Genomic DNA, 8,339 nt, shown 5'->3' with positions numbered 1-8,339 from the left:
TTGCGAAGTGGGCAGGCAGCAAGACTAGGTGGACCGTATTAGGCACCACACCGACAAATGTGCGGCCGCTTTGGGCGCAAACTCAGTCATCCAGCGCCGAAACATTACAGGCCCTTACTGGCCGCACTGCGTCCCACGACCGGGCACGCCGCTCGCCCTCGGCCCACGACTCATGCAACAGGCATAACCGACCCAACTCGGTCAGACAACTTCCTCCGAACCGGTCACTCGGCCGAACCTTGATCTTGAAGACCTGGAATCCGCAAAGCGGCCGGTGGCGACCTCCCTCAATCGGCGAAGAACGGCCACTCGCCATCCGCTGCTTGTTGGCACTTCCGCGCCACACTCATGGCTACAGAAGATTCGAACCGAAATCTGCACCATCGCGGTCCGGTCTTACTCAACACGGTTTTCGCCGCTATGGGCGCACCCGGTCGGCTCGTTACGCTCAGGGTCGATCCCGGAGATGGGAAGGCTTGTCGTTAGTGAGAGCCACCAGCCCCAGAGCTGAACTCCACGGTTGCTCCATCTAGCTCCACCTTCATAGAACCATCGCCTCCATCGAATTGCATAGGAGAATCCTTCACCGAATATCTCGTGTCTTCCGACTAAGCCTGCGTATTTCTTCACCCTGTTGGTGACGATCCGAGGTTCCGGACCACGCTCATCCTGTTCGAGCAGCGGCGCGAGATCGATCGTCTCCAAGCCCCTGCGCAGGAAATCCGACTTCACGTGGCTCGGGCAAGTGACCAGTTCAATGGGTACGATAATGTAAGCGCGTGTGGTTGCTCGCCCGAGAGCGCAAGCCAATGTGGTGTCATCCATGTCGATACCCGCCACGACGATGACGACGGGCTTCTCCATGCCGCGATACGCCGAGATTGTGGATTGTGCGACATCAATCCCCTCAAGCGACGAGGAGAACTGGCTGAGCACGATCATGTCCTGCCTCATGACACCAGCCTTCGAGAGATCCGCCATCAAGGTCTGAATGCTCTTGGAAACATCCCAGCTGATCCTTCTGGACAAGTCCTCCTCGGCGATCGGACGAGGGCAGTTCACCTCATGCCGTGGCGGTCGCATCTCCACCATCGCCTGAGTAATGCCTCCGGGATTCCGGTAGATCGTCGCCAGATAGAAGAATCGCTCTCCGTAGGTATCCTCTAGGAATCGATAGGAGCTGCCCTTCTCGATGCCGGGAAGCACCTGGAGCTCATCAGCAAAGACGAACTTGCGCGCATTTGCAAAATGGCTGTGCAGAGCCAAATGATCTGCCTCGTTGAGCGCCTGGGCTTCATCGACGATCAGCACCGCGTACTGGCGATCTACCTTCCCATGCAGGGCCAGATAATGCTCGTCATAGTTGGTCTCACCAGAGCTGCTGTCCCTGTTCCGTGTGCCCAGGGACTCACAGTAGGAATGGAAGGTCTGAACTGTGACCGCCTGGCCGAGATGGTTCAATTGAGCGGCTACCTTCTGCGTGATCTGACGGTTCTTCAGAAGGAAGAGTACCTTGAGGTCCTGAGACGCGACCTGCTCGGCGAGGGAGCGCGCAATGAGCGTCTTGCCGCTGCCCGAGAAACCCGCGATCAGCCTCCGATCGGAGTCGAGGCACAAGGCCACTTGTTTCGCTTGCTTGTCGTCTAATCGAAGCCACAACTCGCCGTCGGCGACGATCTTGCGTCCAAGATGCCCTTCCCGCGCTTCTCGCGGCCAGACGGCGTTGAGGAATTGATCGATTTCACGACTGAAGTTGTTCTGGCCGCCATAGTTCAGTGCGGTCTTCCAGTGCGCCATTAGTTGCACGATGCGCGAAGGTATATCCCGACGATGCTTCTGTAGGATCAGAATGCCGTCGGGGAGCGGCCGGCCGAGCGGCACGTACGCGTTGGCAATCTGTGAGCTCTCGACATCGAAGTCTGGGAAGTGTACTGCGTAGCCGACCGGACACTTTATCTGCCACGACTGCAGCATCTCGGCGAGGACGAAAGTGTTGTCCTTGACCTGAGTCAGCGGATCGATTTCGTATCCGTCACGTTCGTGAATGAATCGAACACCCGAAGGCTTGTACAGACCCGACTTCGTCTCGATGCAAAGCATACCCAGCTCCGCATGCAGGATTACGAAGTCCACCTCTCCGGACAGATGCTTCTTTTCCAACGAGACCTGCAGGTACTTCTGGAGCTCTTGCGAGTACACCCGCTTGGTCCTGCCTCGCAGCCAAGGAAGCGAGTGAATGACGGTGAACGCATCGTCGAGTGCCGCCAGCTCTTGAAAGAGCGTGAATTCGCCTTGGCTGCGAAATTCAGTGTGATCGAGTGTTGGAAATAACCTGGCCATGAACGAAGGAAACGTTGAGCTGGTTTAGCGTGAGAAGGATTGTCGCCGATTTTGGTAATCAGGCGGAGTGACTGCTCTTGGCCGACCAGAGCCCGACGACCGAGCGCAAGGGTGATCTCCCGACTGTGCTCAATCCAAAAGGCATAACCGGACCCGTTGCTGGCCTTCGGCCCTCCAGCGTTTCAACGAATGCTTCCTGTACATCTCCGGGCGCACAAATAGCGCTTCGTGCGTAGCCGCGGCAGTTGCCCGCAGCAGTCAGTTAGCGGTCGATGGGCCGCTAAGCTGACGCCTTCCTTCGCAGACGCCAAGCGTATAGACAACAAGCGCACCGCTCGTAATCGCGAGCGGCCACATCAGCATGTCGTTGCCGAGCGCTTTCATCGCAGCGCCGGTGACGAGCGGCCCGACGATCGAGCTGGCCGTGAACGCAAGCGAAACCAGGCGCATGTTCCGGACAATCGCAGCCTTCGCGCTGCGTGCAGCGGCGTACATGCCAAGTGTGATGAACGCGCTATTCATGCCCCCGACTGCGAAAGCGCTCGCCGGAAACAACCAGGAGACCGGCGCGGCGAGCGTGAATATGGAAAGCGCAAACGTGCTCGCCGCCGCACAGACGATCACCGTTACACCAAATCCAGCTCGGTCGGCCAGCCAGCCGACTGGAACTTGCAGTGCCATCCCTCCCAGGCCGAGGCACGACAGCATTAGGGTTGTCTGTGTGTCGCTCATTCCTCGCGCATTGGCGTAGAGCGGGAAGAGTCCATAAAGCGCGCCATCACTGATTCCGCCGACTGCCACGACAACCATGCCGAGGCATACCAGCGCGCTGATCGGCGCGGCCTGCGCAGTTGCATGGACGGTCGGCTCATGCGTAACGGGACGCACAGGATGCTCTGGAGCGGTCAACCAGAGCGGGATAGCGGCGGCGAGTGTGAGCGCCACGCCCGCGATAAACGCGACCGGTCCGACCGGGCCTGACCATGCCGCCAATGCGGGCGCGACTACGCCAGCTGTCGCGATGAGCGTCTCGTGAATGCCGACCACGCGACCACTCAGCTCCTCAGGCACGAGACGGTACAGCCACGACTCATTGGCGATCCAGCGCAGGCCGATGCCGAGTCCAGTCAGCACCCCGGGTGCGATCCAGAGAGGCCAGGAGAGCCAACTCACCGCGGGAAACGCGATAATCGTAGCCGTGAGGCCGAGCGCTACCGTTTTCTTTGCACCGAGTCGCGCAACCAGCGCCGGAGCCACCATCAGACCCGCGAGCATGCCGGTCCATTGCGATGCCGCGAAGAGGCCGGCGCGCGGCGCGTCGAGGCCCTGATGGGCAAGCCAGACAGGCAGCACCATGAAGCCGATACCGAACTGGCCGATCTGCGCGAGCGTCGATACAGCAGTCAGTGCGGCAATGGCCGGCCAGCGCACCGATCCCAACGGTTTCACGACACGCTCCGTGGCGGCATCGGCAGACCCTCTTCGCTGCATTCGACCGGACAACCGGCCTTGAGACACGGCTTGTCATCGCAAAAGCGGCACAACTGCATGGCATGCGCAGGGTCGCGGGTCTCGTGCCAGAGCATCTTGATCAGCAAGTCTTCGAGAACTACGCGCTCGTCGTTGTCGAGGTGGCCTACGATGCGCGACAGCATGTTCTCGCGCGCGTCCTGCAGGCGCTTGACTTCCCGCCGCCCAGCGCCTGTCAGTGCCAGCGCAACGGAACGTTTGTCCACGCCAGATCGCTTTTCGGCGAGACCGGCATCGACCAAGCCTGCGACGGCACGGACGGCCGCCGGATGCGAGAGGTCGACGGCGTCGCGCAGCAACTCGATGGACGCGTCTGGATACTGGCCAATCGCGTTTAGCATGGCCCGAGCAGTCGGACCGGCGAGGGCCGGAACGGTGTCCAGCCCGTACATCTCGTCCGTGACCAACACGGCGAGCACGCCGAGTAGATTTTCCGTGCGCTGTGTCATGGGGCATCCCAAATATATGTAGCATGCACATATGCAGTGTGCACATATTTGATCTGAGATGCAAGAGAGCTAGGAAACGCAGGGGAGCTTCGGGGTACGCAGTTCAACGATTGCGAAATACCCATTCCAATACCGCATTTTGCACATGCAGCAAAAATTCCTTCGCCTCAGTTACGCGGCACGCAGGGTGTTGCATCGCTTCAAACGTCACTTCTTCCCCTCGGTGTACTGGCGGACAGGGTATGAACTCGGCGTCCTCCGGCAGATCATCGAGAATCTCGTTGGAGATCTGGTAGCCAATTAACTCAGCAGGATCTGAATTCTCGGGCGAGCAGTCGGTGATAACAATGTTCGCGCCTTCGATTGCCTTCATGTCCGTGCTACAGGAAAAGCGCGGAATCGCTTCTGCACTTCGTCGGGCGTGCCATCTCTCAGGGTAAATCTGCACGACGTCGATCGGCAGCACGGCAGCTGCCTCAATCCACGAGCCCAATATATTCGAGCTCGGCGAAAGGACAGCTACTTTGATACCGTCTATGGTTCGGTGCCCGGAAAAGTAAAAAGCGAGATCTCCCAGAATTTCGCAGGGGTGGTTCTGCCTCGTCCTGGCGTTGATAACCGGGCCGTCAAATGCGTCGGCCAGGGTTCGCAAAATCGACAATTCTGGTGCCCGTGTGATGACCGCGTCGAACCAGTTGCCGAGATAGGCGGCAAGATCGTGTAGATCCTCGCGTGTATCCCAACGCAGCGGTGGTTGTACGCAGATTCCGCCCATTGACTGAATACCCAGATCAAAGGCAGCAGTATTTCGCCAGCCTGTGTCGTTGACAACGAGCGCCACCCGTTTGCCCGACAAGCTCTGCGGCATGCGTCGATCGCGCCAGAGTTGTGCCATCTCGGTTGCGCGCCCGAAAATCCACATCAGGTCCGCTGCCTCAACATCGGTCAACGCAACAACGTTGCGAGAATTTGAACTCATATAACGGCTCGCTTCCGATAGCCCGCAGAGATTCGATGATATATGACACGAGTGGGTCAGCGGCAATCGCGACTGGCCGCCTGGGGCACGGCAAGCGCCCCGAGCGGATCCTTTCATGCAAAAGTCATAACCCGATCTGCAGCGGCCCAGCGATGCCTTAGGCAGCCATCGGCCGGCTCCGAATCGGGGGGTGACGTTCGGTGTAGTTGGAACAGCGACTGTTTCTCGACCTGGGTTTTCAACTCAGTTTCATCGGGCGCCTTTCAACGCGGGCACTTGACCTCGCTTACGGCGAGGCGGAAGCCCTCATCGAGCCATCCAGTGATCCCACCAATCATTACCTTCACCGGCCGACCCAACTGAGCAAGCCGTAGCGCGCCACGTGTCGCACCGTTGCAATGCGGACCCGCGCAGTACGTTACGAAGAGCGTGTCGTTCGGATAGTTAACCAGCTTCGACTCGACTATCTTGCCGTGCGGCAGATTGAGCGCGCCCGGCACATACCCCTCCGCGAACAGGGCCGGACTGCGCACGTCGAGGAGGACGAAACCGGGCGTACCGCTGGCGAGCGCGCTGGCGACATCGGAGCAATCGGTTTCGAATTGCAGCGCCGCGCGGAAGTGGGCAAGCGCGGCTGCGCTGTCGGCGGCGGTGACGGCGGTAACGGCGTTGGTAGTCGACATGTTTGAACTCTGCATAAGTGCTCCGATGAACATAGCGCCTGGCGAAATGATCCAGGAGCCTTATTTTGGTGTCGAGTCGCGAAAAGGGTAAGTGGCGTGATCGCCAACCTACGGTAACATCGCGCCATGGACAACCATCTCGTCGTCGCGTTGGCTTACGACCGGCTCTGTACTTTTGAATTCGGCTGCGTGACCGAACTGTTTGCGCTCGAACGTCCGGAGCTCGGTGTCGACTGGTATCGCTTCGCGGTTTGCGCGAGCGAGCCTGGCCCGCTCCGTGCCGCAGGCGGCATCACGGTCGCCGCGCCCTACACGCTCAAGCTGCTCGATCGTGCGGATACGATTGTGATACCCGGTTGGCGCGATGCGGACGAATTGCCGCCCGAGGCGCTGCTAAAGAAGATCCGCGCTGCCCACCGGCGTGGCGCGCGTCTTTGCTCGATCTGCTCCGGCGTGTTTGTGCTGGCAGCGGCCGGAGTGCTCGACGGCAAGACGGTGACGACTCACTGGCGATATGCCACGAAACTGCAGCAACGCTACCCGCAGGTGCGCGTGCAGCCCGATGCGCTGTATGTCGACGAAGGACAGATCATCACGTCGGCGGGATCGGCTGCGGGGCTGGACATGCTGCTCCATCTGGTGCGGCGCGATTACGGTGGGGTAGTGGCGAACCGGGTCGCACAGAGGCTCGTGGTGCCGCCCCATCGGGAGGGCGGTCAGGCGCAGTTTGTGCCGCGTCCCATGCTGCAGGATGAAAGCGGGCGTCTGGCGAAGTTGATGGACTGGGTACGCCAGCATCCAGCTTTGCCGCACACGCTGCGCTCGCTCGCAGAACGGGCTTCGATGAGTCCACGCACGTTGCAACGGCAATTTCATGAGGCCACCGGTATGGCGCCGTACGAATGGCTTGTCCGAGAACGCGTGGCGGTGGCCCGTGAGATGCTCGAAGCGCAAAAGTCCTTGCCGGTTAGCCGCATCGCTGAGTTGGCCGGGTTCGGCTCGGAGGAGTCAATGCGCAGGCACTTTCGACGTATCGCGCTCACGAGTCCTGCTGCGTACCGGAAGAAGTTTGGCCATGGCCCAAGGGCTCAGAAACTCAATTGTGGAATCGGGGGACGGTCGCGCGCAACTCGTGTTGATACGCACCTCGACTGACCACCATGCGATGCTCACGAAAGGCAATCTTGCACACCGAGTCCTGACTACGCCTTCATTTCGAACAGCTTACAGCTCACTATCCAGTCGGCGGCTTTCGAGTGCAAAGCGGCCGTCTGGACGTCCGGGACGTCGCGAGGACGAATGTCTTTGCCTGGCCCGGCTGCCGCCCGACGCAGTCGGCAGCAGTCGACCCGTTGTCGCCGGTAGCGATGTCGCGACCCAGGCGGCGGGTTTCAGAGTTCAGCAGCCATTCGCGAGGTGGATTCGCCGTAACCGTCCGAACGTGAACGTAGACCGTAAAGGTTTCATTTTTGGCGTTACTCCGTAGTGGTTTGTTGGAGTCGCCATGATCCGAACAAAGAATGAACATCACAAATTCTTGGCTGCGGTGCACGAGAAACAAACGCGGGGCCGCGAGACTTGGGTTGTTCACTCCGCTCCTGTAGGACCGTCTTAAGTTCGTTTACACTGCGCGTCGGGCCAAGCAACGCATAAGGGGAATTCATGGCTGAAGTCAATACCGCGCTCATCGCATTCATCGGCGTGCTTGCTGGCGGCTATTTCAACAATTTCCTTGGCGAAGATTACAGGCGCTTTCGCGATGGGCAGGCGCTCGCCGGTGCGTTGGCCGGTGAACTGGAGTCACACGCCGAGCCCCTCAAATGGATGAAAGACGGGCTGGAGAAGATGGCTCTACAGGCGATGACTGAAGAAGGTTTGACCCTGCCAGAGTGGCCGATTCCGCCCAGTCCGATTTTCGACAGCAACACGGCAAAGATTGGATTGCTAGGCGCGGAGATGGCCAAGGAAGTTGCGTATGTGTACGAGAACTTGCGCGCCTTCCGTATCAACTTCCATCAGCTATCGAAACACCACCACGAGATAAAGAACAAGGAGTGGAACGTGGCGATGGTGAATGGATGCACTGCTGCACTCCACCGCGCAGAGCACCGAGGGTTGCCGCTGATTGCGTCGTTGAAGCGATATGCAGATGTGAAGTACGGGTCACTTCCATCGACGCGCAAACAGTACAAGATTGGCGCGGGCATCCTCATAGCCCTCGTGTTGTTCACCCTCATCGGCTCCTGCTCATCGTCCAGCGGACAGAATTGCACGACCGTTGTAGATCAAGCAAAGGGCACTTCAACTACCGTCTGCAAGTAATCGAGTCCCGCCCGCGTCCCATGATGACTTCGAGCC

General features: G+C 59.4%; 7 protein-coding genes. 2 read left to right on the top strand and 5 right to left on the bottom strand.

What is annotated here, in order from left to right:
- Positions 1-396 precede the first annotated feature (396 nt).
- The 5 genes from AB4Y42_RS41275 to AB4Y42_RS41255 form a co-directional block, all read right to left on the bottom strand.
- Positions 397-2,340, bottom strand: coding sequence for an AAA family ATPase (locus AB4Y42_RS41275; protein ID WP_368697541.1), 1,944 nt, complete (start codon positions 2,338-2,340; stop codon positions 397-399).
- 258 nt (positions 2,341-2,598) lie between these two features.
- Positions 2,599-3,789 carry an MFS transporter gene (locus AB4Y42_RS41270; protein ID WP_368697540.1) on the bottom strand — a complete coding sequence of 397 codons (1,191 nt, stop codon included), beginning with the start codon at positions 3,787-3,789 and terminating at the stop codon, positions 2,599-2,601.
- On the bottom strand, positions 3,786-4,319 hold the full coding sequence (locus AB4Y42_RS41265; protein ID WP_368697539.1) for a MarR family winged helix-turn-helix transcriptional regulator: 534 nt from the start codon (positions 4,317-4,319) through the stop codon (positions 3,786-3,788). Before AB4Y42_RS41265 ends, AB4Y42_RS41270 begins: the two co-directional genes overlap by 4 nt.
- Positions 4,320-4,422: 103 nt before the next feature.
- The gene (locus AB4Y42_RS41260) at positions 4,423-5,298 is read right to left on the bottom strand and encodes a hypothetical protein (RefSeq protein ID WP_368697538.1); all 876 of its coding nucleotides are present in this window, start codon (positions 5,296-5,298) and stop codon (positions 4,423-4,425) included.
- A 263-nt stretch (positions 5,299-5,561) separates the two neighbouring features.
- Positions 5,562-5,996, bottom strand: a complete 435-nt coding sequence (locus AB4Y42_RS41255) for a rhodanese-like domain-containing protein (RefSeq protein ID WP_368697544.1) — start codon at positions 5,994-5,996, stop codon at positions 5,562-5,564.
- Between the two features lie 111 nt (positions 5,997-6,107).
- Between AB4Y42_RS41255 and ftrA the strand changes: the two genes are divergently transcribed.
- Together ftrA and AB4Y42_RS41245 are read left to right on the top strand one after the other, a co-directional pair.
- Entirely contained in the window at positions 6,108-7,136 is a 1,029-nt protein-coding gene (gene ftrA / locus AB4Y42_RS41250) for a transcriptional regulator FtrA (protein WP_368697537.1), read from the top strand.
- A 507-nt stretch (positions 7,137-7,643) separates the two neighbouring features.
- Positions 7,644-8,303: a hypothetical protein gene (locus AB4Y42_RS41245; protein ID WP_368697536.1), complete on the top strand. Its 660-nt coding sequence runs from the start codon at positions 7,644-7,646 to the stop codon at positions 8,301-8,303.
- Positions 8,304-8,339 lie beyond the last annotated feature (36 nt).

Origin of the sequence: Paraburkholderia sp. EG286B, from assembly GCF_040965655.1 — a bacterium.
GTDB lineage: Bacteria > Pseudomonadota > Gammaproteobacteria > Burkholderiales > Burkholderiaceae > Paraburkholderia.
This window is presented reverse-complemented; position numbering and strand designations above follow the sequence as displayed.